25 protein-coding genes are annotated in these 26,443 nt (G+C 60.7%); 14 read left to right on the top strand and 11 right to left on the bottom strand.

Going from position 1 to position 26,443, the window contains the following annotated elements; translation table 11 throughout:
- The first annotated feature begins 2 nt into the window (after positions 1-2).
- From FKM97_RS15720 to FKM97_RS15685, 9 genes are all read left to right on the top strand, one after another.
- The gene (locus FKM97_RS15720) at positions 3-1,058 is read left to right on the top strand and encodes a branched-chain amino acid ABC transporter permease (RefSeq protein ID WP_144293371.1); all 1,056 of its coding nucleotides are present in this window, start codon (positions 3-5) and stop codon (positions 1,056-1,058) included.
- Positions 1,059-1,087: 29 nt separating this feature from the next.
- Entirely contained in the window at positions 1,088-1,627 is a 540-nt protein-coding gene (locus FKM97_RS15715) for a DUF2889 domain-containing protein (RefSeq protein WP_144293370.1), read from the top strand.
- A 66-nt stretch (positions 1,628-1,693) separates the two neighbouring features.
- On the top strand, positions 1,694-2,935 hold the full coding sequence (locus tag FKM97_RS15710; protein ID WP_144293369.1) for a cytochrome P450: 1,242 nt from the start codon (positions 1,694-1,696) through the stop codon (positions 2,933-2,935).
- Positions 2,932-3,141 carry a 4Fe-4S domain-containing protein gene (locus tag FKM97_RS15705; protein WP_144293368.1) on the top strand — a complete coding sequence of 70 codons (210 nt, stop codon included), beginning with the start codon at positions 2,932-2,934 and terminating at the stop codon, positions 3,139-3,141. Before FKM97_RS15710 ends, FKM97_RS15705 begins: the two co-directional genes overlap by 4 nt.
- A 1-nt stretch (position 3,142) precedes the next feature.
- Positions 3,143-3,913, top strand: coding sequence for an SDR family NAD(P)-dependent oxidoreductase (locus FKM97_RS15700; RefSeq protein ID WP_170240937.1), 771 nt, complete (start codon positions 3,143-3,145; stop codon positions 3,911-3,913).
- 66 nt (positions 3,914-3,979) lie between these two features.
- Positions 3,980-5,053 (top strand): thiolase C-terminal domain-containing protein, encoded by a 1,074-nt coding sequence (locus FKM97_RS26340; RefSeq protein WP_170240936.1) that lies wholly within the window; start codon positions 3,980-3,982, stop codon positions 5,051-5,053.
- Positions 5,050-6,213, top strand: coding sequence for a thiolase C-terminal domain-containing protein (locus FKM97_RS15695; RefSeq protein WP_170240935.1), 1,164 nt, complete (start codon positions 5,050-5,052; stop codon positions 6,211-6,213). Before FKM97_RS26340 ends, FKM97_RS15695 begins: the two co-directional genes overlap by 4 nt.
- A gap of 12 nt (positions 6,214-6,225) precedes the next feature.
- Positions 6,226-6,696, top strand: a complete 471-nt coding sequence (locus FKM97_RS15690; protein WP_144293365.1) for a Zn-ribbon domain-containing OB-fold protein — start codon at positions 6,226-6,228, stop codon at positions 6,694-6,696.
- Between the two features lie 5 nt (positions 6,697-6,701).
- Positions 6,702-7,562, top strand: a complete 861-nt coding sequence (locus FKM97_RS15685; protein ID WP_205015064.1) for a cyclase family protein — start codon at positions 6,702-6,704, stop codon at positions 7,560-7,562.
- Here FKM97_RS15685 and FKM97_RS15680 read toward each other — a convergent pair.
- From FKM97_RS15680 to FKM97_RS15640, 9 genes are all read right to left on the bottom strand, one after another.
- Positions 7,559-8,974: an FAD-binding oxidoreductase gene (locus FKM97_RS15680; protein ID WP_170240934.1), complete on the bottom strand. Its 1,416-nt coding sequence runs from the start codon at positions 8,972-8,974 to the stop codon at positions 7,559-7,561. The two genes, FKM97_RS15685 and FKM97_RS15680, sit on opposite strands and share 4 nt — an antisense overlap.
- Before the next feature lie 132 nt (positions 8,975-9,106).
- Complete coding sequence (locus FKM97_RS15675; RefSeq protein WP_170240933.1) at positions 9,107-10,171, bottom strand: ketopantoate reductase family protein; 1,065 nt, start codon at positions 10,169-10,171, stop codon at positions 9,107-9,109.
- A gap of 33 nt (positions 10,172-10,204) precedes the next feature.
- Positions 10,205-11,095, bottom strand: coding sequence for an amidohydrolase family protein (locus FKM97_RS15670; protein WP_144293362.1), 891 nt, complete (start codon positions 11,093-11,095; stop codon positions 10,205-10,207).
- Positions 11,096-11,121: 26 nt separating this feature from the next.
- Positions 11,122-12,756: an ATP-binding cassette domain-containing protein gene (locus tag FKM97_RS15665; RefSeq protein ID WP_144293361.1), complete on the bottom strand. Its 1,635-nt coding sequence runs from the start codon at positions 12,754-12,756 to the stop codon at positions 11,122-11,124.
- Entirely contained in the window at positions 12,753-13,754 is a 1,002-nt protein-coding gene (locus tag FKM97_RS15660) for a branched-chain amino acid ABC transporter permease (RefSeq protein WP_144293360.1), read from the bottom strand. Before FKM97_RS15660 ends, FKM97_RS15665 begins: the two co-directional genes overlap by 4 nt.
- Complete coding sequence (locus tag FKM97_RS15655; RefSeq protein WP_144293359.1) at positions 13,751-14,590, bottom strand: branched-chain amino acid ABC transporter permease; 840 nt, start codon at positions 14,588-14,590, stop codon at positions 13,751-13,753. The genes FKM97_RS15660 and FKM97_RS15655 overlap by 4 nt, the downstream gene beginning before the upstream one ends.
- A 61-nt stretch (positions 14,591-14,651) precedes the next feature.
- Positions 14,652-15,818 carry an ABC transporter substrate-binding protein gene (locus FKM97_RS15650; protein WP_170240932.1) on the bottom strand — a complete coding sequence of 389 codons (1,167 nt, stop codon included), beginning with the start codon at positions 15,816-15,818 and terminating at the stop codon, positions 14,652-14,654.
- Positions 15,819-16,096: 278 nt separating this feature from the next.
- On the bottom strand, positions 16,097-16,897 hold the full coding sequence (locus FKM97_RS15645; RefSeq protein WP_170240931.1) for a GntR family transcriptional regulator: 801 nt from the start codon (positions 16,895-16,897) through the stop codon (positions 16,097-16,099).
- A 160-nt stretch (positions 16,898-17,057) separates the two neighbouring features.
- Positions 17,058-18,296: an NAD(P)/FAD-dependent oxidoreductase gene (locus FKM97_RS15640; protein ID WP_144293356.1), complete on the bottom strand. Its 1,239-nt coding sequence runs from the start codon at positions 18,294-18,296 to the stop codon at positions 17,058-17,060.
- A 129-nt stretch (positions 18,297-18,425) separates the two neighbouring features.
- Between FKM97_RS15640 and FKM97_RS15635 the strand changes: the two genes are divergently transcribed.
- Entirely contained in the window at positions 18,426-19,544 is a 1,119-nt protein-coding gene (locus FKM97_RS15635; protein ID WP_205015057.1) for a CaiB/BaiF CoA transferase family protein, read from the top strand.
- Between the two features lie 54 nt (positions 19,545-19,598).
- Positions 19,599-20,114, top strand: a complete 516-nt coding sequence (locus FKM97_RS15630) for a MaoC family dehydratase (protein ID WP_144293355.1) — start codon at positions 19,599-19,601, stop codon at positions 20,112-20,114.
- A 38-nt stretch (positions 20,115-20,152) separates the two neighbouring features.
- Here FKM97_RS15630 and FKM97_RS15625 read toward each other — a convergent pair whose 3' ends face one another.
- Both FKM97_RS15625 and FKM97_RS15620 read right to left on the bottom strand, forming a co-directional pair.
- The gene (locus tag FKM97_RS15625) at positions 20,153-20,473 is read right to left on the bottom strand and encodes a 2Fe-2S iron-sulfur cluster-binding protein (protein ID WP_144293354.1); all 321 of its coding nucleotides are present in this window, start codon (positions 20,471-20,473) and stop codon (positions 20,153-20,155) included.
- Between the two features lie 51 nt (positions 20,474-20,524).
- Positions 20,525-21,838, bottom strand: a complete 1,314-nt coding sequence (locus tag FKM97_RS15620) for a cytochrome P450 (protein WP_144293353.1) — start codon at positions 21,836-21,838, stop codon at positions 20,525-20,527.
- A gap of 280 nt (positions 21,839-22,118) precedes the next feature.
- Here FKM97_RS15620 and FKM97_RS15615 point away from each other — a divergent pair, with 280 nt between their 5' ends.
- The 3 genes from FKM97_RS15615 to FKM97_RS15605 all read left to right on the top strand — a co-directional run bounded on the left by FKM97_RS15615 (position 22,119) and on the right by FKM97_RS15605 (position 26,436).
- A complete protein-coding gene (locus FKM97_RS15615) occupies positions 22,119-23,009 on the top strand; it encodes an NAD-dependent epimerase/dehydratase family protein (RefSeq protein WP_144293409.1) in 891 nt (296 codons plus the stop codon).
- A gap of 101 nt (positions 23,010-23,110) precedes the next feature.
- Positions 23,111-24,757 (top strand): thiamine pyrophosphate-dependent enzyme, encoded by a 1,647-nt coding sequence (locus tag FKM97_RS15610; RefSeq protein WP_144293352.1) that lies wholly within the window; start codon positions 23,111-23,113, stop codon positions 24,755-24,757.
- Positions 24,758-24,933: 176 nt separating this feature from the next.
- Positions 24,934-26,436, top strand: coding sequence for an aldehyde dehydrogenase (locus FKM97_RS15605; RefSeq protein WP_144293351.1), 1,503 nt, complete (start codon positions 24,934-24,936; stop codon positions 26,434-26,436).
- Positions 26,437-26,443: the final 7 nt, after the last annotated feature.

Genomic DNA, 26,443 nt, shown 5'->3' with positions numbered 1-26,443 from the left:
ACATGTATCGCGCCTGCGGATCTTTCTCCGAGACCTATACCGACGATATGAGCCTGATCAGGACACGCATGCAGTGGCTGCTGCTGATTGCCGGGCTGATCGCGCTCCTCTTGCCGCCTGTGGTGCTCCCGCTGGACTGGCTGCGCTTCATGACGATCACCGGGATTACGATCATCGCGGTTCTCGGGCTGCAGATCCTGGTGGGCATCTCAGGCCAGGTCAGCGTCGGGCAATCCGCGTTCATGGGGATCGGAGGCTATTTCGCGGCGGTCGCGGCGACGAAACTGCAACTGCCTTTTCCCGCCGCCTTGGCGATCGGTGCCTTCGGCGCTGCCGGAGTGGGGGTCATCTTCGGCCTGCCAGCGGCACGGATCAAAGGCTTCTATCTCGCCCTGACGACCTTGGCCGCCCAGTTCGTCTTCGAGTTCAGCGTCGTGAGGCTGCCGGATGAATGGTTCGGCGGTGCGGCAGGCATCCCCGTGGCACCGCCGGTCATTTTCGGCCATCGCATCGACGATACCGTGAGCTTTTATTTCTTCGTCCTGCCTTTCGTCATCGCCGCCACTTTCGTTGCGCTCTTCATCCTCCGGAGCCGCGTCGGGCGGGCCTTCATTGCCGTCCGGGACAATGATCTCGCCGCAGAGGTCACCGGTATCCCGGTGACCCGATACAAGGTTCTGGCCTTCGGGGTCGCGTCGTTCTTCGCGGGGCTTGCCGGGGCGTTGCTGGCTTACGAGAACCGGCTCGTGCATTTCGAGCAGTTCACATTGTTCCAGTCGATCTGGTTCCTTGGCATGCTCATCGTCGGAGGCATGGGTTCGATCCTGGGCGCCGTGCTCGGCACGATCGCCTTGCGGCTCGTGCAAGAGAGCCTGACCATCGTCGGACCGCAACTTGCGACCTATCTCCCGGGGTCGCGCCTCGACATCGCCTTTCCCATGGTCAACGTGGTGCTGGGGGCGACGATCATCCTGTTCCTCGTCTACCAGCCGCGCGGTCTTGCCCATCTCTATCGAAAGGCGGAACGCTTCTTTCGCCTGTGGCCCTTTCCGCATTGAACGCGTCACCGCAACAGGGAGATCCCATAATGTCGCGTGTTGCCAAGCGCTCCAAGTCACTCGACGTGGAGAAGATCGCGGAGGACCGTGCCAGCTTCGTCCTGGCCCTCGAAGACAAGTGTCACTCGAGCGAGGGGGTGGAACTGATCCATTCCCTTCGGATTTCAGGCATGCTCGCCTTGCCGTCCCTGGAAATCGTCAGCATCGAGCCCGTGGCCGTCTATCACCCGCATCCGGAATGTGCGGCCAGCCTCGAGCCGGTCCGGCAAATGGTCGGCACGCGCATCGGACCAGGATTTCGCAAGCGGGTAATCGAGCTCATGGGACAAACCCGCGGCTGCACGCACTTCATGACGCTGATCATGGATCTGGGCGCTGCGCATACGCTTTCAGTTTTCCTGAGGATGAGGGAAAAGTCGGAGTTCACCCCGGAAAAGAAGGCCGACGGCTCCTGGATCCGCGAGGGGCTGGCCATCGAGCCGCGACTGGAAAATGCCTGCGTTGCGCTGCAGACCTCGTCACCCATTATTCAACGGGCAAAGAAGCTTGCGAACGATAATCAACAGTAATGTTGACAGAATTCAGAGGCATAGATACGTTGATTATGCAGATTTTTTAAATGGTAAGGTGGCACAATGTCCACGTCGGTAGCCGAGAGCCGAGAAAATTTGGATGATCTTCTCTCAGACGAAGCTATAAATCGTCCGTTCGAATACTATCGCCGTTTGCGTGAAGTCCATCCTGTGTATTGGAACCCCCGTTGGAACGGTTGGATCGTCACGGGCTATGATGCTGTCATAGCGGGTTATCGCGATTCAGATCGCCTGTCTTCCGATCGGTTTTCCGGCCCCTTCGGCGCTGAAATGCGGCGTTCGGCCTCGACCTTCGAACAGCTGATCCAATTCCTGTCCCGGTTTTTTGTGTGGAAAGATCCGCCGTTTCACACCCAGATGCGGCTCGTCGTGAACCGCGCGTTCACGCCTAAAAGCGTAGAGGTGCTGCGTCCGCGGGTGCAGGAACTGGTCCGTGAGCTGACTGAACCGCTCCGCGCCGGGGAGGCCGTCGATTTCCTCGGCACCTTCGCCTTTACCCTCCCGGTCGTGGTCATTGCAGAATTCCTGGGTGTGCCGCCCGAGGCGCGCTTCGAAGTACGAGACTGGTCGGAGGATCTCGGCGCCGTCATCTTCATGCGCGGCAAGGAACAGGACCGGCTCGAAAAGGGCGAGCAGGCGATGCGCAAGCTCGTCGACTTCCTGCGGCCCATCATTCGCGACAGGATCAAGAACCCCAAGGACGACCTCCTGACCCGGCTCGCGACGAATGACGACAGCGGCGCCCGATTGAGCGAAGAGGACGTGATCGCCAACGCCGTGCTCATGGTGTTTGCAGGGCACGAGACGACCATGAACCTGCTCGCGAACATGGTGGTCGCCTTCGAGCAGTTTCCCGATCAGTGGGACCGGCTCTATCGGGATCCGTCCCTGGAGAAAAGCGCGACGGAAGAGATCCTGCGTTTCGACGGTCCCATCAAGGGGCTCGGCCGATGGGCCAAGGAGCCCTTCGAATTCTTCGGGCAGAGCATCAAGCAGGGTGATCGAATGCTGTTGATGCAGCATGCGGGAAATCGCGACCCCCAGGGCTTCGACGATCCCGACAGGCTCGACATCGGACGCAACCCGAACCGGCACGCAGCCTTCGGCCAGGGCATCCACACGTGCCTCGGCGCGCCGCTGGCGAGAATCGAGGTGCAGGAGGTGCTCAGCTATCTCACCAAGGCATTCGAGACGATCGAGACGCTCAACGACACACTCCTCTACAACCCGACCGTGGTCTCCCGAAGCCTGCAGAGCCTTCATGTCAAGGCACGGCCACGATGATGCCGGGCCCGAAGAAGGTGCGCGCAGAGATATCCCTGGACCAGTGCGCAGGGGTTGCCATGTGCATGCAATTCGCACCCGGCGCATTCCATCGCAACGAGACGGGGCAGGCGGTGTTCGACGCGACGGGGCGATGGACCGAAGAGGAGCTGCAGGAGGCAGCCGATGCCTGCCCGATGAGCGCCATCACCATCGTGGATGTATGAGATGGCGCTGCCTGAGAACCTTCGCTTCTCCCTGGCCGGCAAGATCGCCCTCGTGACCGGGGCTGGGCAGGGAATCGGCCTCGCCATTGCCGAGGAGTTGGGCCATCTCGGCGCTCGGGTCGTTCTCGCCGATCGCAACGACACGGTCAAAGACCGCGCCGAAGATCTGCAGCAGAGGGGCATGCGGTCCACCGCCCATGTCTGCGATATCACGAACGAGCAGGATGTCGCCGGCCTTATGAGAGAGATCGAGGCGACGGTGGCCGGCCTCGATATTCTGGTCAACAATGCTGCCGTGCTGATTGCAAAGCCCGTCTTGAAGACCGATCGCAGCTCCTGGCAGAAGGTGATCGACACCAACCTGACGGCGAGCTTCTTTCTGGCGCAGGCAGCGGTTCCGCTGCTGCAGAGGCGCGGCGGGGGATCCATCATCAACATGAGCTCAATCGTCGGCCGCACGGCCCGCGTCCGGCTCTCCGCCTATATCGCAGCCAAGGCCGGCATCGATGGCCTAACACGATCGCTGGCCTGCGACCTTGCCGGCACCGGAATCCGGGTCAACGCGGTTGCGCCCGGCTTCATCGTGACCGAGATGAGCCGAACCTCGAACGCCGAATTCGAAAACTGGGTCACCGCGACCGTGCCCGCACGGCGATGGGGGCAGCCCGAGGACGTGGCGGGGGTCGTCGCGTTCCTGGCCATGCCGGCGGCAAGTTATATCAATGGGCAAACCATCTATGTGGATGGCGGTTTCACAGCGAGCACCGCATGACCAAAACATCGGAGCGGGAGGTGTCGGGGTTGCTTATCTTTGGTCATCGGCTCGAGGGGCTCGGGCATGGATAAACCTCCCTCAGCTTACGTCTACGGCGCGTCGCTCGCCATATCCTGGGCGGACAGCAGCTTGAGCCTCACGGATCTGATCTTCAAAGGCGTTTCGGCAGCCTTGGCAGATGCCGGGATGTCGATCAGCCAGGCCGACTCCGTCGTCTTGGCAGCCCATGATCTGATCGATGGGCGATCTCTGTCGAGCATGGTGACCGCGCCTGCCGCCGGTGCCTATCTGCGCGACGAAATCCGCCTGTCGGAGGATGGACTTGCAGCGCTCTCATTCGCTGCGGCGAGGGTGGAAGCGGGTGAATCGGAGGTCTCCGTCGTCGCCGCCTGGGGCCGCGCCAGCGAAGGCGGCTTCCCGTGGATGTCGCAGAGCTCCATGGATCCGTTCACCGAACAACCCTTCGGTATCGGGGAGGCGGACATCTCTGCCTTCCGGCTGTCGCGATATCTGTCGGAGCATGGCGCTGATCCGGCGCGCATGGACGCCCTCAAGGCCAGACGGGCCCGTGTCGAGGCGAACCCTCATGCCCTGCGCGAACCCGGCGGCCGGCTTCCGTCGAATTATCCGCTGAAGGAGGATGAGCGCCCGCCGCTGGCCGATATCGTCGCGGCCGCAATCATCGGGCGGGCGCCAGGCGGCATCCGCGTCGCCGGGATCGGCCATGGGACGGATATCGCCGCGATCGGTGCGCGCGACCTTCTCGCTCTCCCCGCCTTGCGAACGGCGGCAGGGACAGCCATGACGCAATCGAATTCCCGCCTGGATGAGATCGGGGTCTTCGAGATCGACGGCATGATGCTGTCGGATGAAGTCATCGCCCTGGAGGCGCTCGGCCTCTGCCCCGCCGGTCGAGGTTTTGGTGCCTATGCAACGGACCCGCGTGTCAACCCGTCGGGAGGGAGCGGGGCCGGGTGGTGCTACCCAGCCATGGGGCTCGTGCGATGTGTGGAAGCCTTCCGCCGGCTACGAGACGGCGCCACGTTCGCAGCGGGCTCCCGCCGACTGGCGCTGGCCACAGGCAACGGCGCCATCGGCGGCCAGACCACCACGGCCGTCATCCTGGAGGCAGCATGAGCGGGCCCATTGGCGTGATCGGGGTCGGACAAACCATGTACCGGCGTCAGCATTCGGACAAGAACACTGCAGAACTGGTGCGCGAGGCCGTCCTCGCAGCCCTTGCGGATGCGGATCTCGACTTCGATGCGGTCGACGCCATCGTCGGCAGCGTGGCGCCCGATGCGCTTGCGGGGATTGCAAACATCGATCTCGCCTCAATCGCCCGGCCCGGAAAGCCCTATTTCAGGGTGAATACCGGGGGCGCCTCAGGATCCTCGGCTTTTCTCGCCGGTCTCACCTGGATTGCAGCCAAGCGCGCCAAGGTCGTGCTGGTGGTGGCCGTCGAGCGGATGGGCCATGCCGTCACGGCGCAGCAGATCTTCAATTCGATCTTCGACCCCATCTACGAGAAAGACATCAGCATGAGCACCATCAGCATGGTCGCCCTGCGCGCGACGATGCTGATGCAGAATTACGGCTTCACCCTCGATCACTGGGCCGGGCTCGCGGCGCGAAATGCGGCGGCCTCCCTGAACAATGATACGATCGAACGTCCACGGGCCTTCACGGCGGAGCAGGTCAAGGCATCGGGGATCCTGGCATGGCCGATCCATCGACTGGAAGCCTGTCCGACCAGCGAGGGCGCCTGCGCGGTCGTCCTTGCCGATGCTTCGCTCGTGGGCAGTCGGAAGCCCGCCTGGGTTCTGGGGGCTCGCGGGCTCTCCGATACCTATGCCATGGGCGACCGCTTTCACCGGCCGGAAGGATCTCTCGTCAAGCTGATCACCCTCGAACGTTCGGCCAAGCGGGCCTATCAGGATGCGGGCATCACCGATCCGGCACGGGAGCTCGACCTGATCGAAATTCAGGCGCCTTTCGCGAGCTCCGAGGTCATGGCCTATATGGCGCTGGGCCTTTGTGAAGAAGAGGACTGCGTCGGGTTCACCGAGAGGGCGATCGCGGGGACAGCGGGATTGTCCATTCAGCCCTCGGGTGGCCCGCAGGTCGTAAATCCTGTGAGCGCGACCGCTCTGATCCGCATTGCCGAGGCTGCCCTTCAGGTCCGTGGGCGGGCCGGCGCCCGCCAGGTCGACGGCGTCCGCCGAACCCTGTCGACGGGGCAGGGCGGTGCTACGCAGTTCTCAACTGCCGTCGTGCTCGGCGCTGACCGCCCCTGAAAGGTGATTTCCATGGACGAGCCTCATTCACCATTGATCATTCCGGGCACCTGGAATTTCGAGTATCGCTATTTTGCCGGTGACGCCGCCACGCGGTTCTTTGCGGAAATCCGGGACAATCGCCGCATCATGGGCACGCGCAATCCCGTCTCGGGCCAGGTGATGGTGCCGGCGCGAGGGTTTTCGGATGCGGATTACGTCGCCGCCACGGAGTGGGTCGAAACGGGACCGGAGGGGGTGCTCGAGGTGTTCTCCATCATCGGGACCAAGTTTCCGGGGCTGCCGGATCCGCCCTTTACCCTCGGCTACGTCACTCTGGACGGGGCGGACACCGCGGTGCTGAACTACATCACGGGCGTCGACCTCACCGATATCGACGCGGCCGCCGAGATCTTGCTGAAGAGGCCTCGGGTGCGGGCCATTTTCAAGGAGCAGCGAGAGGGAAGGATCACGGATTTCCATTTCGAGGTCATCGAGACGTGATCGGCATGCAGGGACGGTGGGGGGCGGAGGACGAGGCGGGGGCTCGCAATCTCATCGACGCTGAAGCGACCTTGCGCGGAATCTCCAGTGTCAGGACTGGCCAGGTGATCTCCCTGGCCATCGAGATCGAAGCTGGAAAGCAGGGGCCGGTCCCGCCTATGCGTTCGCCGGTCCAGCACTTCATGACCCGTGATGGGGGAGACTATGCAGCGGGCCTGCCCGAGGCCTATGGCTTCGGATTTGCCGACGATGTGATCATGCTCGCCACTCATGGCACCACGCATATCGATGCGCTGAGCCACGTCTGCCGCGGGGGCTTGATCTATAACGGCTTCTCCTCAAACACCATCACAAGCCGGGGCGCAAAGCGGTGCGGCATCGACAAGCTGGCGCCGATCGTGACGCGGGGGATCTTCGTCGATCTTGCCTCTCCTGAAACCGATCCGCAGGGCGAGGCGATCAGGCGGGACCAGCTCGAGGCGGCAATCGCGCGGACCGGCGTGGCACCCGCACCCGGTGATGCTCTCCTCGTCCGGACCGGATGGCTGTCCGCCTGGCGGCGCGGACAGGGCGATGTAATGCGGTGCACCGGTTTGCATCATGACTGTGCCGAGTTGATCCTCGAAGCGGGCTTTGCCCTCGTGGCTGCAGACAATGTCGCCGTGGAAGTTCTGCCCTCGCATGACCCGTCGACAGCGGTGCCCCTGCATCTGAAGCTGACCTGGGAAAACGGCGTCTATCTCGCCGAACTCTTCGACCTGGAGGAACTCGCCCAGTCCGGCCAAAATGCGTTCCAGCTGGTCATTGCACCGCTGCGTATTAAAGGGGGCGTTGGCAGTCCCATCACTCCCATTGCTATCCTCTAAGTTCGCAACGTGAATCTTTCGACCGTATCGAAGTTGGAGAGGGCTGATGAGCGGGATCGCCTTAATGTATTCTCGTTAATGAACTGATTTATAATGTAAAAGTTTTCAGGATTCATGATGTTGAATGGGTCCAGTGTCGACTTAATTCTCCTCATGAGGTCTAATTCCACATCTGACCGGTACTTCTGAAGGAGTTCTATTTTAGAGGTGCCTATGCCATGTTCCGCGGAAAAGGTGCCCTGTAAAGACTCCGCGATGCCATAGATGATTTCGGCAACATTCTTCTCCAGCGTCGTTGCGGCGCTGGCGGAGATTGTTTGCGGCAGGATGACGTTCATGTGAATGTTCCCGTCGCCAAGGTGCCCGAAGGGTACAACAAGGAGATCCGGGAAATCTCTGCTCAGGGCCGCGCGACTGCGTGTGAGAAGTTCCCCTACGAGAGAGACGGGCACGGCGATGTCATGTTTCAGGTTAAGCCCTGATCTCCTCTGTGCTTCCGTCTGATCTTCGCGCAGTCTCCACAAATCCCTGGCTTGTTGTTCGCTTTGAGCAATCACCACGTCCGTCACGATGCCTTCCGCCAAGGCGTTACTCAGGATGGATTCCAGAAGAGACATGAGCTGAGCATCCGCACGCGGGGAGTGCAGCTCCACCAATATGTAATGGTTGTCTTCTGCAATGGGTGAGCGCAGCCCCATTACGGAGGTCACCAAGGCGAGGCTCGCCCCCGAGATGTATTCCGCAGCACGAATGCTCCCGTCGCCGGAAGCTTGCAGCATGGTCCAGAACTTGGCGACGTCCGCTTCCGTTTTCAGCGAACAGAAGGCAACCGCGCGCGTCTCGGCTTTCGCGGCAAGCTTCATCACGGCTGCGGTGACGATCCCAAGGGTGCCCTCGGAGCCCGCAAAGAGATGACGCAAGGAATAGCCAGCATTGTCCTTATGCAGCCGTCGCAAGCCATTCCAGATCCGGCCATCGGGCAGGACCACTTCAAGTCCCAGAAGGAGGTCGCGGGCGCTACCATAGCGGACAGCGGCCGTGCCGCCGGCGTTGGTGGCCACAGCACCGCCAAGGGTTGCGCTGCCCTCGGCTGCGAATGACAAGGGAAACAGTGTGCCGGCAGCGTCAGCCGCCGCCTGAAGTTCGGTGATCGTCACGCCCGCCTCGGCAACGACCGTCATGTCCACCGGATCGAGGGCGCGTATGCGTTTTAGTCCGCGGGTCGAAAGAATGATTTGGCGTCCTGATGCGTCGGGCGTCGAGCCTCCTGTTAATCCAGTGTTTCCTCCTTGCGGAACGATCCCCACACCTTGCTCGCCGCAGAGAGTCACAATTTTTGAAACGTGCTCGACAGTGGATGGACGCAGCACGCATAGGGCTTGTCCCTTGTGGATGCCCCGCCAGTCGTTCACGTAGCTCTCGATCGAGGCCGGATCGTCGACGATCTCCGCGGGATGCAGGAAGCCCTTGAACTGTTCGAGAGGCATGGATCTATTTTCCGGCGCTGTGTTGGCTGAGTCGCTGCGAGGCCATCCGTCGGTGGGTCAGGGCAATAGCGGAAACAAGTTCTCAGGCTTGGCGGACAAGACACCACGCTCGACGTCCTTGACGATTTGGGTCAGTGCCGCATGAGTGGGTGTGCTGATGCCGACTTCCGCCCCCTTCGCGGCAATAAAACCGTTGATCTCATCAATTTCAGTCTTCCGGCCTTTCTCCATGTCCTGTGCCATGGATGGACGCTGAAGGTTGCTGCGGACCGAGCCCTTGGTTCCGGCGAGCAGTGACGCATCGACCTCCGCCATGGCCTGAGCATCGCCGTCGCTGGCTCGAAGAAACTGGTTGGGTTCCAGTCTCAGAAACGGTTCGAGTTCATAGCCCAAGGCCTCGCCCACCCTGACCGCTTCGCCGGCAAGGTGGATGACGACCTTCCGGATTTGATCGTGGGCATCGCGCGCATTGCCGCCGAGGCCGGTTGCCGCGGAAACACCGTTCCGCATCCCATTCACGCAGAGCTTGGACCACCGGACCCCCCAAAGATTGGTGGTCACGCTTATGGTGTCCACAGCCGCGAGGATCTTCTCCAACTCGCGGATCCGAGGGGTGATGCGGCCGTGAACCTCTCCCACCTGCAAGCTGTAGACGGAAGGGCTGCGCGGCATCGTCCGGCGGATTTGGCCCGGCTCGTATAAGTCCACGGTAAAATTGTTGCCCACCATGCAACCGACCACGCGGCCCCAGCCGACGATTGCGGCAATGCGCTCCTCGTTGATGCCATTCTGGGCGGATACGACGTACCCGTCGGGAGCAAGGTAGGGGGCAATCATGAGGGTTGCCCAGGCCGTGTCGTAGGACTTGGTCGCAATAATCGCGATATCGACTGCCTTCTCCCGTGAAAGCCCCTGTAGCTCGGTCACATGCAGCGCCCTGAGCGGCACTGTCATGGTTTCCTCGTCGGTCATCCCCGTGAGCGACAGGCCCTGGCGACGGATCGTCTCCACATGCTCAGGCCAAGGGTCGATGAGGATAACGTCTTCCCCGGCACGGGTCAGATAGGCACCAAAATAGCCTCCGACGGCACCCGCCCCCACAATGACAATGCGCTTGCCCATCAATTTTTCATCCTTCAGCATCAATGAAGCGGCTCAAAAATCGTAGAGCCGGGCCGGATTGTCCCGGAGGATCTTGTCGTAAACGGACTGCGTCTTCGCCCACTGCCCAAGTAAGGTGAAGACCTCCCGATCATTGACGGCCAGCGGCGGCGAGACGTCCTCATGGCTGCTCCCGGGCCCACGGTGAGGATCTGGATGAGGCCAATCGCTGCCCCATAGAATTCGATCGGGATTTGCTTCGATGAAAGCTGTGGCGATGGGCGTGAGATCCGCAAAGGGCAACTGACGCGATTGGCGATAGGCGGCGGAGAGCTTCACATAGGCCCGCCCCTCGCGCAGCAGGCCGATGACACCGGCGAGCCCCGGCTGATCGAGGCCGCCTGGCCCCTGGGCGCCGGCGAAATGGTCGAACACGACTGGTACGGGGATGGTCCGGAGGGTATCGATAAAGGCTGCGATGAGCGGCAGCTGCGCATAGATCTGAATGTGCCAAAGAAATGGCGCGATCTTTTCGGCCATCGTCTCCAGATGACGGGCAGCGCGCTCGTGATTGGCCTCGCCGCTCAGCTCGAAATTGATCCGGATGCCCCTGACGCCAGCGAGGGCAAGCCGCTCCATCTCGTCCTGCGGTGTGTCCTCCTGAATGACCGCGACGGCGCGCGCCCTCGCGCGGCCCAGTTCGGCAATCCCGGCGAGAGTTGCGGAATTGTCGGCGCCATAAACGCTCGGCTGGACGATGACGACCCGCTCAAGCCCGAGTTCATCAAGCAGGAGCCTCAGATCCTCGCAGCTTGCAGGTGGGGGCGTATACTTGCGCTCCTTGACGAAAGGATACCGTGCACGATCCGGAAAAACATGCGTGTGACAATCGCAGGCGCCATGCGGAATGCTGAAGATCTCTCTAACCGGGTCCTCGGATGTCACCTCTCACTCCTTTACAGCGACGGCGCCTAGAGGCGCTCGTCGGGGAAGTATCGGCGGATAATCAAGTCTGGATCCGAAAGCTCGGAGACGGGACCCTCTCCGGTGACGTGTCCATGGGTCAGAACAATGAAGCGATGCGCCACCCGGGCGGCGAAGGGAAGGTTCTGCTCGGTCAGGATGATGCTCATGCCATCACGGCAAAGCCGCGCCGACACATCCTCGAGTGCATCGTAGATGGTCGGTGCGAGCCCTTGTGACGGTTCATCCAGCAGGAGGACGGTGGGCTTACGCCCGACTGCCATGGCGATCGCCAGCATCTGCTGCTCACCGCCGCTCAGCATCCCGGCGACTGTCTGCATCCGTTCAGACAGAATTGGAAACAGATCGAGCAGATACTCATAGATCGCCGCGCGCTCGCCACCAGAGAAGGGCTGCGTTGCGATTTGCAGGTTCTCGCGCACCGTCAGCGGCGCGAAAATGTTGCCGCGCGTTTCTGGAACAAAACCCAAGCCGGCAGCAACGCGATCGTGAGCCTTCAGTCCATTGAGCGATTTTCCCCGCAAGGAGATCGATCCGGTGTTGCGAACCAAGCCGATAATGGCGCCGAGCAAGCTGCTTTTGCCCGCCCCATTTGGACCGATCACCGCGAGGAGTTCTCCTGGCGCGACCTTGAGATCGATCCCGGAGCAGGCTTGGATGGGGCCGTAGCTGGCGGAGAGGTTTGAACATTCGAGTGCAGCTTCCGCGCCGGCCCTCACATCCGGTGCCACGGCGGGCGCGTTTGGAACAGGGGCGCCGTCGCCAGATTTGCCGCTGCTTCCGAGATAGGCTTCGATGAATTCCGGCCGGTTTCGAAGCTCCTGGAGAGGACCATGCAGAAGAATCTCACCCCGATTGAGTATTGTAACCCTCTCGCACAGCTCGCTGATCATCGCGAAATTATGCTCGACCAACAGGATTCCAACGCCGTCAGCGGCGAGCGACCGGATCGTGTCAACAAGCCGTCGCTGTTCGGATTTTGCGAGACCGGCTGCAGGCTCATCCAACAGCAGGTAGCGTGAGCCTGAGGCCATGGAGCGTGCGACATCCACGAGCCGCATCTGGCCCAAAGGCAGCGCGCCGAGGCAGCTCTTTGCGACCTCGGAGAGGCCAAGGCGTGACAGCAGGTCCATGCATTTGCGGCGCAAATTCGCTTCGGAGCCCGTCACGTGCTGGAGACCCAGCAGACTTGCGAACATGCCCGGAAGTTCCGAAGGGTAAAAGCCGCACATGACGGCATCCTCAACTGTCAGATCGGGATCAATGCGGGGCGTCTGAAAGGTGCGGGAAACACCGAAATGGGCGCGCTTGTACGGTTGCATGCTGCCAAGATCGACACCGTCCAGCGTCACCGAACCCGACGTAATGGGCACGAAGCCCGTAATTGCATTGAAGAGGGTGGTCTTGCCTGAGCCATTGGGGCCGATCAAGCCGAGGATATCTCCTGGCCTAAGCCGCAACTCGACATCGCGGAGAGCACAAATGCCGCCGAACCGAACCTCAAGGTTGCTGATGTGAATACCAGATCTTGTGTCGGGTTTTTCATGGGCCGGAGCAGGGCCCGTCGACGTCATGGTCGACAGCTTCGTCGGGGAGGCCGAGGACGCAATGGTGCTGGTCATCGCGCCAAATCCCTCACATCTCGGATTTTCTGCATGCGCGACATCGGGGCGACGCGCAGTTTAGACAGGCTTACCAGTGCACCGACGATCCCAGCAGGTGCGATCAGCAGAACGAGTGTCAATGCGCCGCCGTAGAACATTCCCTGCACTTCCTGCCCGGGCACATATTTGACGATCAAAGTCAGCAGGACGGCGCCGACAATGGGTCCGAGGACATAACGGCAGCCACCCACCACTGCCATTAACAGTGCGCTGATCGAAACGTGCAGCCCAAGGGAATCTGGGCTTATGAAGCTGGTATAGTGAGCGTAAAGCCATCCGGCGAGCCCGGCGATTGCTGCACCCAGGCTGAACATTTGGGTCTGGATCCGACGAATGTTGATGCCATCCGCACTCGCACGCAACGTGTCATGGCGGATTGTCTGCACGGCACGGCCGAACGCTCCAGAGATGGCGTTCGAATACAACACCACGACGATGATCACGCAAAGCCAGGCGACGATGTTGAAGGCCTCGGGCGCTTCAAACCAGTCCAGTGGCGGGATGCCCGACATGCCGATATAGCCGCCGGTGAAGTCTCCCCCGGCCCTCAGCGCGACGTCGACAATCTTGCCGAACAGCAGTGTTGCGATTGCCAATGCGAGCGGCGACAGGCGGACAACCTGATAGGCGACGGAATAGGCGCAGAGGGCAGGGAACAGGATCGCGACGGGCAGAGCTGCAAAAGGCGACCAGCCATAATGGAAGGTTAGGATCGCGGTGGCGTATGCTCCCAGCGCCGCGAATGTCCCCTGCGCCACCGACAAAATTCCAGCTTGGCCGTAAGTCACTCCAACCGAGAGAGCAATGAGCGAGAAGACGGCCATCAATGTAGAGACATTGAGCCAAACCAGATTCCCGCCGATCAATACGCAGGCGGCAGCGACAGCAATGGTGAGGATGATAGCCGGGTGGCGCAAGAGCCGCCAAACGCGGCCCGCAAAGGTCGGGTCCCTCATGCCCGGCCCCCCGCCCCGATCTGCGCCGGCCTCATGATCAAGATCACAAAGATGAAGACGAGAGGGATCAGAATGGTCAGGTCATTGGGGGCGTAGGCGGTCGACAAAGCTTCGACAATCCCGATTGCAAGACCGCCAAAAAAGCCGCGCAGGGGACTGTGAATCCCAAAGATGACCGCCGCGCCGAAGCCGGCCAAGGTGAGGTCCATGCCGACAGAATAATCGAGACCGAATGTGTAGAGGTATAGCAGCCCAGCAACGCCCGACAGGATGCCTGCGGCCACGAAGGTGAAGAACCGAACCAGTTCGACAGGCACGCCTGCCAAGGTTGCGCCTTTGGCGTTCACTGCGGCCGCACGGATCGACCGTCCCAGAGACGTCTTGAACAAGACCAACATCAGGAGGCCGAGAAACGTCAATGCCACCACGAGGTTGATGCCGGCCTGGGGAGAAATCGAGATCCCCATGATCTGCCAATAGACATCGAAGAGATTCTTCGTAAACGGGTCCTTACCAAGTGTCGAAAGGGCGAGCGACTGGAGAAAAACAGCGAATCCGAAGCTTGCCAAGACGAGCGCCAAGTGATCTCCGGAGCCGCGCCGCCGTAACAGTTCGGAAACCAGGCCGATGCAGCACGCAGCAGCCACTGCGGCAAGCACACCGAAACCAAGGCCGAAGGTTCCACCCACCACGAAGGCGGTCCCCGCCGCAAGCACGGCGTAGGACCCCAGCGCGAAATCGACGGTGCCGGTCGCCACGAAGAGTAAGCTGAGCGGCATCGCCAGCAGGCCATAGTTCAGCCCGATGACCAGTCCCCGGATGATAAACTCGATCATCTCGCATTCCCGATTGAGGATTATGGGCTGAGGTCAATTCTTCAATTGCAGCGACGGTCGATCACTTCAACGTCACGTACTTACCCGATTGGATTTCAGCAGGAACGAGGGCCTTAGCCGTCCATCCATTATGGTCTTCCGCAGAGAAGCACGCGGTGGATGCGGCGTAAGTCTGCAGATTACAGACTTTCTCCATTGCCGCCCGAAGCGTCTCGCCGGTAGCCGATGGGTCGGATTCGAGCGCCTTCACCACGTGCAGCAGAGCGTTGGTTGACGATATTTCTGGAAATCCTGCGGGCGTCTTACCGTTGGCGGCCAAAAGATCTGCCAGCCTCTTCAGATCGGGCGCTGGATCGTCCCAGTTGCCGAGCAACATGGCCCTGATGCCATCACCGTCTTTCCCGAGCGCTCCGGCGAACGCCTTTTGGCCGAAGCCGATGCCCCCCCAAAGTGGCGCCTTCAGGCCAACCTGCTTGGCGGCGCGGGCAAAGGAGGCCGCAAGGGTAGGGGGTGAGACCTGGACGATGACTGCTTCTGCGCCGGCATTGCGGAGCTTTGTGGCTTGGGCCGTCAAATCTGTTGCGGTCAAGCTCGAATTGACCATGTCGACGACTTCGAGACCGTATTTTGAGGCCACTTCCGAGACGAAGTCTGCGGTGAACTTTCCATAGGCATCCTCTTGATAGAAGACACCAATGCGCTTGACGCCGCTGTCGGCCAGATTCTGCAGCATTGTGGAGGTTGTCACCTTGTCGTCAGGCTGTCCGCGAAACACCCAAGGATAGAAGTTATTCTTCTTGGAGATCACTGGAACGCTGGCCACCATGGCGGCGACCGGTACTTTGAAGCGGGCGGCGACAGGAGACAGAGCGAGGGCGTTGCTGCCGCTGGTAGGACCGACGATCGCAACGACTTTGTCCTGCTGAATCAACTCCGTGGTGCCCCTGGCGGCCTCCGTCGGATTAGTGCCGTCGTCGAAAACGACGAGCTCAATGGCGTGGCCTCCAATTCCACCTTGCGAGTTGATGTTGTTGACCACGGCGGTCACCGCATCACGCTGCGGGATACCCACGCTTGCCAAAGGTCCGCTCAGGCTGGCGACCAGCCCAATCTTGATCGGCGTCTTGTCCTGCGCCCACCCATCCTGCCCATAGGGCAGGACAAGTAGTCCCATAGCCATCAGGCCAACGGAAAGGCCGCGCACCATGATCTTACGTCGAGACAGCATCGAATTTCCCCTCCTTACATGCGCGTTGTCGTGTCCGCAGCCCAGCAAGGTGGCTCCAGCCAACATATGCGTACATATTGTTTTTGTTCCTCAGAGGCGGCTACTTTATTCAGCCGATTACAAAAGTGTCAATTGAAACTGGAAAATTTGTAAGCACAAATATAAACATTTCTCAGGCGCATTTTGGGGATTTGGACGGACGAGCCATCCCGGCCGCTCTCAGCCGCAGTTTGAGTCAACGCGATGCCGCACCTGCCAGAAGAAACGCAGCCGATGGATCAAGTCAGCGACGGGCTGTCGGCGTTCACGCTGTCCCCGGTGCCTCGCTTTCGGAGCGTCATTTCATAGCTAAACCGGTCTGCAGGATGGATGTTGAACGCGACCTCCACGAGATCGCCGTTTAAAAGGCGGTAGAACCTCGAAATCTCGACCGCTGGACTGCCAGTCTCGCAGGCTAAGACGGCGCAGAGGTCATCTGGCATCTGCTCAACGCGCAGAACTTGACGGACCTCGCCCACCTGGACGCCGTACATTTCCTCAATCCACGAATAGATCGTTCCCGATCGACGGCCGATCATCAGTCCGATGCCGGCATAATCAGAATGAACGAAGACTTCCGTCCAGCACACCGCATCTTCCTGGGAAGGCTTCATCCGCACACCCTCCAGTCTTAACCAGCGTTGGCCAACGGCGCATCCAAGCCGGTTCGCCAAATCGTTATCCGCAACGACGATGCCGCTCTTGGCCACCTCATAGCGGACCTCAGTCGCGTATTGCAGGAGCTCTTCCAAGCTGGAAATTGAGGAGGTGTAGGTGAGGGGAGGCGAGCGTCTCAAGACGGTTGAGCCCGCGCCTTGGCGGGACTCGATCAGGCCTTCGCCCCGCAGTTCGCGCAGTGCGATACGAATCGTGTGGCGACTGACATCGAATTGGCGACAGAGATCATCTTCAGTGGGGAGCCTTTCACCAACGTTCAGCGTGCCGGATATGATTTGTTGCCGAAGAACATTCACGATGCTGCGGTATCGGGGAATGTTGATCGGTTTGCTCTGTCGGCCCTGCGCACTGACCTGCGCCATGCGGTTTCTTCCTTTCTCCAGCCGTGCGTTGCGGGCTGCCATCGGCTTCACCTGTCGCGGCTCATCCAGGGAGCATCATTGTGTCATAGAGTTGTTCGGTCAACTGCGCCGGCTCAAGAGGCCCTCTGCATCCTGGGGAGTTCCCCGATCTCCAGATCGCTCACGGCCTATCCCTTGTCTGCCCCTCCCAATCGCGCAGACTAAAGCCAGAGCGCAGGGCATCGACAGGTTTCAGGTCATGCTGGCGAGCCATCAGCTTGCGTCCCGCCATAAAATCGCCCGGACGGTTGACGCATTCCACTGCCACCAGCCGATCCTGATTGAATAAAAGAGCAGTGAAAGCGTCCTCGTTGGCACTCGGCATGACGACCGCGCGCAGTTGCGCATCAAAGTGGCCCACCATCTGCATTTTGAGACTGCCCTGGTCCGACCAGAACCACGGCAGGGCACCATAGGGCTCGGTTTTCCCGACAAGTCGCGATGCGACCGTGCGGCCTTGGTCCGTGGCGTTTTGAACGGATTCGTGCCGCCTGCGCTGACCCGAATAGGCGCAGGGGAAGGATGCGCAATCGCCGATCGCCGAAATCGTCGGGTCCGACGTCAACAGATGCGCATCGGTTTTGATGCCGTTCTCAATATGGAGGCCAGCCTCACTCGCCAGTCGAGTCTCGGGTGCCACTCCGATGCCGATCACAACCACGTGAGCCGGCAGGGTCCGGCCATCGGTCAACTCGACCGCAGAAACTCTGCCAGCGGCGCCCTGAATACGAGAGATCCCCACATTCAGGCTGAGCTCGATCCCTCGGCGCGCATGAGCATTCACCATGAAGTCCGACATCTCGCGAGACACCGCCCTGGCCATGGGCCTTGAGGCTGTCTCCACGACATGGACTTCAGCCCCCATCGTCCGAGCACAGGCAGCAAATTCCAGGCCGATAAAACCTGCACCGATCACCACCACGTGACCCGCGGTTTTCAAACTTGGCAAGAGGGAGTCTGCATCCGCCAGATTCCGGAGCTCGAACACACCGTCGAGGTCTACACCCTCCACAGGAAGTTTGCGCGCCGATGCGCCGACGCCGATGACGAGATGATCATAATGGAGCCTTTCACCCGTCACCAAAAGAACTTGGCGGCGGGTCCGGTCGAGTGCCTCAGCCCGCCCGCTCACGATCTCGATGCGGTTATCATCGAAGAATTTCTGCGGCCGAAACAACAGGTTTTGGGCGGCGACTTTGCCCTGGACATAGGCTTTGGACAGGGGCGGACGTTGATAAGGCAGCCCTCCCTCCGCCTCCACCAAAACTATACGGCCTCCGAAACCTTCCTGCCGAAGCGAGGCCGCCGTCTGAAATCCCGCCTGCCCCCCACCCACAATCACGATCGATTCCAGTGTCATCGCGTCTTGTCCTGTCGCGTTCACAGCTTGACCACGTTCCTAACTCGCCATACTTATACGTACAAGTCTTTCCTGGATATTGAGGCCTTCCGTTGTCGCGGGAAAAGCCGGCATGAGTTAGAGCCAATAATGAAGTTGACAGGCCTCCGGGTCGTGGACCTCTCAGTTTTCTTGCCAGGTCCCTATCTCACCATGTCCCTTGCCGATCACGGGGCTGAGGTGATTAAGGTGGAAGCGCCCGGCATCGGCGATCCTGCACGAGAAATCGGGAAACGCGACGGCCCCAGCACAGTGTTTTTTCGAAACTTCAACCGGGGGAAGCGCAGTGTCGTGCTCGATCTCAAGACGGAAGTCGGGCGGCTGGCGCTATTGCGGCTTGTGGATCGTGCGGATGTTTTCGTCGAAGCGTTCAGACCAGGGGTCATGGCACGTTTAGGACTCGATTTCGAAAGCCTTGCGCGGCGAAATCCGAGACTCGTTTACTGCTCTATTAGTGCATTTGGACAAGAGGGGCCCTATCGGGACCGCCCGGCGCATGACCTCGCGACCGAGGCGCTGGGAGGGATTTTGAGCATCAATCTCGGTCACGATGGCACCCCCGCCATCCCGGGACTGCCGGCCGCCGACCTCTTGAGCGCCCTCCAAGGACTATCCGGCATTCTCATGGCGCTATACCGCCGCGAGCGGACAGGACAAGGCGATTTCCTCGACATTTCGATGCAGGCTTCGATCCTCGCGGCGTGTCCCAACATTGTGGGCTCGGTTTTCGCCGAAGGCCTACAGCCGGTGGTCGAGAATGAGCGCTCGCTCGGCGGTTCGGCTTTCTATCAAGTTTATCAAACGGCCGATCGACGGCACCTCGTCTTGGGCGGCCAAGAAATCAAATTCGTAAGAAACCTCCTTGATGCGTTCGGACGCCCAGACTTTGTTTCCTTGTGCGAGATGGGTCCAGGGCCACATCAGGCGCCGCTCGTCGCATTTCTCCGCGAGAAATTCCGGGAGAAAACCCTGGTTCAGTGGTCAGCCTGGTTCGAGGGCCGCGACATTTGCTTCGCGCCCGTCAACAGCCTGCCCGAAGCTTTCGATGATCCGCAGGCAAAAGCTTTCGGAACACTTCACACCGACGAACTGGGGAGAAAGCATCTCGCCCCTGCGATCCGGTTTCGAAATGAACGAGCGTCGCCCAACTGGAAGGAGCCGACACTTGGAGAGGCAACGGCCCAGTATTGTGGATCTCTGTCTCCATGACCCATCCAGGACTGCCGTCGACCTGCAAAGATTCAAGATTAAGAGGAAGCGAACATGTCACCAACCCTGCAAGACAAGGGACGTCGGTCCCAGACACCGTTCGGACGGTATCTGGAGGACTTCGAAGTCGGCGACATCTATGAGCATCGCCCCGGCCGGACGATTACTGAATCGGACAACATCAACTTCTCGCTCATGACGATGAATATGCATCCCCTTCATTGTGACAGGGCTTATGCGGAAAAGAGCGAGTTCGGCCAGCCAGTGGTCAACAGCGGCCTCAGTCTTGCGATCGTTCTGGGAATGACGGTGAATGACGTCAGCGGCAAGGCCATCGCCAATCTTGGCTGGAAGGAAATCAACCTCGTAGGGCCGGTCTTTCCGGGAGACACGCTTTATGCGGAGTCCGAGGTTCTGGAAAAGCGGACGTCGAAGTCCCGACCAACGCAAGGAATTGTAACGGTCAAGACGCGGGCATTCAAACAGGACGGGTCTGCGGTCATGGATTTCATTCGCAGCGCCCTGGTCCCCATGCGCGGGCATGGGCCCAGCTATAGCGGCCCCGGTTGAGGCCGAGGAAAGCTAAATTATTCAGGGAATTAACTCGGTCAGCATTCAGGAGCGAGCTCCACGACCAAACCATCCCATTCCGGTTTCATAACAATCTGACAGCTTAGGCGCGAGCGGTCCGGCTTGTATGTGTCGAGCAATTCGAGCATCTCGAGTTCGACCTCCTCGAGGGGATCCAAACGGTCGATCCAGTCGGGCGCGACATACACATGGCACGTCCCGCAAGATGCATACCCCCCACACGTGCCTTCGATGGGGAGGCCTGCATCGCGGAGCGCGTACATCAGAGGCGTGTCTTCGCCAACCGCAACCTCGGATGTCTGATCCTTTTCACTATCAGTCACTATGACACTTAACATCGACCCCTCCCATTCGCTCGAATCCAATGCCTGCCTGCATAGTGGACGAGCTCATCCCACCGCTTCGTGACGATCTGAATCGGCTCGCAAGACATCGATCCGAGTAAACTTGATCGGCACCTCCTTGAATGCGCTGTAGTGGGTCGCCGTTTCGGGCACCGGGGGCCGTGTCTCGTCCAGCGTGATGCCGGCCCGATAGAGACCGCGCGCGAGCGAGACAAGGCTGCCGTCTATCTCATTGCGCGCCTTCATGCTTCGATTGCCGACGACCAGTGGGCGACCTGGGCAGGCATGGGCGCCTGCGCCAAAAGAAAGCCCCCAAGGCGCAAGATTGCCTACATCGCGGTGAGGATTGAATTTGTCTGCATCCGGACCGAAGCGATCCTTGCTCATATTGGCGGGGATCAGAAGCAGGGCCACGCTCTCGCCCTGTTTAATCTCGCGGCCACTCGCCAGCTGAACATCCTGAAGAGCAATGCGAACGCGCGCCGGCGCTCCGACAGTCAGGCGTAGGGACTCAAATGCAGCCGACCTGAGGAAGTTAGGATCGGACTCGATCAGCGCGCGGTCCTCCGGATGCTCCTCGAACCATTCCTCCAGTCTCAGGAACAGGAGGATGAGACTGCCGGTGGTGGTCGCCGATGCGCCTACCAGGAACAGGCAAATCTCGCGCAGCGGAAGGCCGTCATCGCCATCCCAAGCGTCCGTGTCATGCAGGATGGTCTGCATCAGCACGTCCTTGGGCAAGTCGGAGGGCTCCCGCTTGCCTTGCTTCACCTCGTCGGCGAGAGCGGTCCGGCGGTCATAGGAGGCCTTGAAGAATTCATCATAAAATTCCTGCTGCGCGATCTGGGCGTCACTCAGCACCTTCGCGGCCGGCTGGGTGGAAAACTCCACCTGGACGCCGGCGCCAATTCTCTTCACCAGAGTCACCAGCCGATCCGTGGTTTCAGCGTCGTTCCGGCAATCGATGCCGGCAACTGCGGCCGCGATCCGCTGGATGCAGCGCTGGGCCAGGGGCACCAAATCGGCATTCAGGACCCCATCCTTCTGCCCCACCGAGTCCGCGAGGGCGGTGAGCGTCTGGCTGATCACCGGATTGAGAAACTGTTCGCGCATGGCTGCGATATGGCTGTCATTCATGATCCGGCTCAGAATGCCGCGCCGGCGCGAATGTCGTTTTCCATCGACGGTGATGAGCGTGTCGGTGATGAGCCGCTCACGTGCTTCTGTGAAGCCGCCCTGAATGAAATTCGACGACAGAAGGATCTGATTGATCTCGTCAAACCGCGATATCTGCGTCATGTGCGCGACCGAGGGAAGGTCCATGTGCTCGCTGGCAAACGGTATTGTCGAGAATTTCATTTCATCCTCCGATTGGGCGCTCTTCTGGACCGAGGCAGCGCTTTTTGTTTTGGCCCCCGATACTCAATGTGACTCTAACTGTCAATTTTTATCCGTACAAGTCTTGAGAGCGCATGGACACTCCAGACGCACCCTCAAGAACAAGACCATTTGGTCCATGCACCGTATTTTGGCGGCAAATTCTGCATTTGGCGATCTGCCGGCCTCTTCCTCTGGCTCAATTTTGATACTATAGAAAATTTGTGCAGACATATTGGCAGCGATGGGATGGGGAGAGGAAATGCGGGTGCTGGTGACGGGAGGCGGTGGTTTTCTCGGTGCATTCGTCATCAAGAGGCTACTGGCGAGAGGCGCGGATGTGCGGGTGCTCGATACCAATGCCGACCGAGCGCTTGCCCGATCGATCGCCGGCGAGGCCGTGGACGGGATCGGGTGGATAGTGGGCGATGTCAGCGACAGGACCATGGTCGACGGTGCGGTCCGCGGCTGCACCCATATCGCCCATATCGCCGGCGTCCTCACGCCCGTTTGCCGCGCTGATCCGATCCGGGGTGCCGAGATCAACCTCATGGGCACGCTCTATGTTTTTGATGCCGCCCTGCGTCACGGGATCCAGAGGGTTGTCTATACCAGCTCTGCCGGGGTCTACAGCAAGAGCCACGGCGCTTATCCCGACCCCGCCACTCATTATGGGGCCTTCAAGCTCGCAGGCGAAGGTTCCGCGCGGGCCTTTTGGGAAGATCACGGTATCAGCAGCACAGGGATCCGGCCGCTGGTCATTTACGGGCCGGGCCGCGAGGGCGGCCCGAGCGCCGGAATCAGCCTTGCGTGCCGGGCTGCGGCGCAAAATACGCCATACGTCATTCCCTTCGCGGGACGTTCCGGCTTCGTCTATGTGGATGAAGTCGCGGAGGTCGTCGAAATGGGTCTTGATGCCGAACCCGGCTCGCGAGTCTATCCCATGAAGGGTGATGTGACCACCGTCGAGCAGATTATCGAGGCGATCCGCAAATATAAACCAGACGCTCAGCTCAGCTGCCACGGAGACGCAATCTGGCTGACCACCGAGTTCGATGATGACCTTCTTTATCGGGAGAATCCAGATCATAAGCGGGTTCTGATCGACGAGGGTCTGAAGAAAACCCTCGATTTCTATGCGACCCGACCGTGACCGCACCCTTCATGATCCTTCCGTCCTTCCTCCCCGACCGATGCCCCTGCGTTCACTTCTAAACTCCAGCGTGTCGAAGCACACCTATGACGAGGCCTCAGATGACCGAGACGACGGGCACCACCATGACGGCGTCCCACGCCATCCTGACGTTGCTTTCCGACCATGGCATAGACCGGATCTTCATGGTTCCGGGGGAAAGCTTCCTGTGGCTGCTGGATGCACTCAACGACTTTCCCGGCATCGATCCGGTGACGTGCCGCCACGAATCCGGCGCAGGTTTCATGGCTTGTGCCGATGGCCGCCTGACGGGACGTCCGGGGGTGCTGATGGTGAGCCGCGGACCCGGCGCCAGCAATGCTGCAATTGCGCTTCACACGGCGCAGCAGGACGCTGTGCCCCTCCTGGTAATCGTGGGGCATGTCGCGCGCGCCGATGTCGGCCGGCGGTCCTTCCAGGAGATCGACTACCAGAGCATGTATGGCTCCATTGCCAAATGGGTCTACCAGATCATGGACCCGGCGATGATCCCGGAAGTCTTCCTGAAGGCGATGCGGCTCGCGACCACCGGCGCGCCCGGCCCGGTGGTGGTCGTCCTGCCGGAAGATGTACAGCAGCAGAGCATTTCCCTGCCGCGCCGCGCCGTGCACGCGACAGGCAAGATCGCTCCGACGGAGGAGCAGACAGCCGAGGTCGTTCAGTTGCTTCGGTCTGCTCAGCGGCCGCTGCTGATCGCCGGCGGCGCATTGGAAACGGACTCGGGGCGGACGTCGCTGCTCGCCTTCGCGGAAGCATGGGGCATCCCCGTGGCCGTATCGCTGCGGCGCCACGACCTGTTTCCAAATCACCATCCCCTGTTCCTGGGCCATCTGGGCCATGGCTATCCCGCGCCACTTTTGAAGGTTCTCGAGACCAGCGACGTGATCCTCGCGGCGGGGACCCGGCTGGGCGACATCACGACTCAAGGCTACAGCTTTCCACGAATGCCCGTCGCCGATCAGACGCTTGTTCACTGTTATCCAGACACGGAAGTCGTGGCGTGGAATTTCGCGCCGACCGTGTCGCTCGCCTGCGATCCGGCCAGCCTGCTTGACCGGCTCACAGCGGGCCGGGCCAAGGCTGCACCGGATTTCGGCCCATGGTCGACATCGCTGCGGCGCCTGTTTGAGGAGAACAATGCCTGGCCGTCCCGACAGCCCTCGGACGGCATCGAATTCGGCCAGGTGGTGCGCGAGACCCTCGATCAAGCCAAGGACGACCTCGTGCTCTGCGTCGATGGTGGGGCCTTCACCGTGCCCATCTATCGCTATGCGCGCTATACGCCGCCGCAGCGCCTTCTCAGCCCTCTCGCAGGCGCGATGGGCTACGGCGTTCCCTCGGCGCTGGCCGCGCAGCTCCGTCGGCCGCGTGCGAAGGTCGTGTGCATGGTGGGCGACGGCGGTTTCCTGATGACTGGCAATGAGATGATCCTGGCCGTGGAACGCAAGCTGCCCATCCTTTTCATCATTGCCAACAATGCCAGCTATGGGTCGATCCGCGTGCACCAGGAGAAAGAATTTCCCGGCCGCGAGGTTGGAACGGCGCTGACAAATCCCGATTTCGTCGCTCTTGCATCGGCCTTCGGCATGCAAGGCCGCCTGTTGGATCGGGCCGAGGATATCAGCGACACCATCCGCGAGGGGCTCGCTGCAGATGCGCCATTCCTGATCGAAGTCAAAACCAGCCTCGACGCCATTCTTGGAAAGTGATGGCCCACAGCCCGGCGGCGATATGAAACTTGTTCGAAAAACTCTGAAGCGCAGCAAAATTGCGCGTGACCAAGGCAGCTGACCATTGCAAATAAATCTAATTCGAATATTGTACGTACAAGTGGATGGCCGACCCTGAGCCCCGCAAAACCGCGATGTCATTCACGGGAGACCGCATGAGCGCACCATCAGGCACGACCGCCTTGCGGCACTACGCCAACTACATCAATGGCCGGGATCAACCGGGTCGGGATGGGGGCGTGTTCCAATCCATCAATCCGACCACCGGCGCAATCTGGGGGGATTTCGTCGAATCGAGCGCTGCCGATGTCGATACGGCTGTGCGAGCCGCGCATTCGGCGTTCGAGGGACCTTGGAGCGCATTGTCGCCGACCCGACGCGGCCGTCTCATGATGCGGTGGGGCGAATTGATCGCGGCCAGTGCGGACAAGATCGGCACGATCGAGACGGAGCAGAACGGCAAGCTGTTTGCCGAAATGCGCACCCAGGCGCGGGTCGCGCAGGACTGGCTCACTTACTTCGGCGGCCTCGCCGACAAGATCGAAGGGCGCGTCATCCCCCTCGATCGCATGAGCATCCTCAACTACACCGTTCTTGAGCCACTCGGCGTCGTGGCGGCCATCGTGCCGTGGAATTCTCCGACCTTCCTGACGATCATGTCCATTGCCCCCGCGCTGGCGGCGGGCAACACGGTCGTCATCAAGCCCTCGGAAGTGACGTCGGCCTCGGCCGTCGAACTGGCGCGCCTTGCCGAAGAGGCCGGAATTCCGCCCGGGGTGGTGAATGTCGTCACCGGCGGCCGCATCGCGGGCGAGGCGCTGGTGGATCATCCGCTGGTCGCGAAGATCTCGTTTACCGGCAGCGATGCGGCAGGCCGGACCATCGCGGCGAGAGCCGGGCAGCGGCTTATCGGCTGCACCCTGGAGCTTGGCGGCAAGAGCCCCAATATCGTTTTCGACGATGCCGATATCGACCAGGTCGAGGCGGGCGTGCTGTCGGGCATTTTCGCGGCCGCCGGGCAGACCTGTGTGGCCGGCTCCCGCGCATTCTTCCAAAAGAAAATCTACGACAGGCTGGTGAGCCGGCTGGTCGATCGCGCCAACAGCATCCGGCTCGGTGATCCTCTGAAGGCGGAGAGCCAGATGGGGCCGGTGGCGTCCTCAGCGCAACTGGCGAAGGACGAGCGGATGGTGGCTCAGGCCGTCGCCGACGGCGCGGAGATCCTGGCCGGCGGCAAGCGCGTGCGTCTCGAAGGGTTGGAGAACGGCTATTTCTACGCGCCAACGATCCTGCAGGGGGCGGGTTCCCTGGACTTCATCATGCAGAATGAGGTCTTCGGCCCTGTCCTGTGCGTGGCGCCCTTCGAGGACGAGGACGATGTCGTTGCCATGGCCAACAGCACACCTTTCGGCTTGGCCGCAGGGGTGTGGACCAATGACATCCGACGGGGCCATCTGATGGCGCGCCGGCTTCGCGCCGGCACGGTGTGGATCAACACCTATCGGGCATTGGCCTTCAACTCCCCCTTCGGCGGGTTCAAGGACAGCGGCCTCGGACGGCAGAATGGCGCAGAGGCGGTCAACCAGTTCCTGCAGACGAAGAGCGTCTGGTGCGAGTTGAGCCGCGACATCCAGGATCCCTTCGTGATCAAGACCTGAGCCGAGC

It is taken from the genome of Rhodoligotrophos appendicifer, assembly GCF_007474605.1.
Taxonomy (GTDB): Bacteria; Pseudomonadota; Alphaproteobacteria; order Rhizobiales; family Im1; genus Rhodoligotrophos; species Rhodoligotrophos appendicifer.
The sequence above is the reverse complement of the archived record's forward strand: the minus strand, read 5'-3'. Positions and strand labels throughout refer to the sequence as shown.